The sequence below is a fragment of the Neisseria sp. P0014.S002 genome (assembly GCF_051958295.1).
GTDB classification, from domain to species: domain Bacteria; phylum Pseudomonadota; class Gammaproteobacteria; order Burkholderiales; family Neisseriaceae; genus Neisseria; species Neisseria flavescens_B.
In genome coordinates, this window is the sequence record NZ_JBQCVO010000110.1 from 1 (window position 1) to 241 (window position 241).

General features: G+C 37.3%; 1 protein-coding gene. It reads right to left on the reverse strand.

Translation table 11 applies throughout. The features are described from left to right. Nucleotides 1-241: hypothetical protein (locus ACTHSX_RS10805; protein WP_440379686.1), on the reverse strand; the 241-nt coding region annotated here is incomplete at both ends.

Consider the following 241-nt stretch of genomic DNA (forward strand, 5'->3'; position numbering starts at 1 on the left):
GTGTCGCCTTCAACAAACAAAAAAGATGGGAATCCCAATGATTCGTCATCTGCGAGGCTGTTCTTAATATCTTCAACTGAAGCTTTAGAGCGATTTATCTTCTGAACCAGACTCTTGTCATTTGTTTTGGTAAAGAGAAAAGTTTTTCCATCGATTTTATGAATATACAAATAATTGGAGCCAACCTGCAGGTGATGATTATCAGCCAGCAGAGAATTAAGGAAAACAGACAGGTTTATTG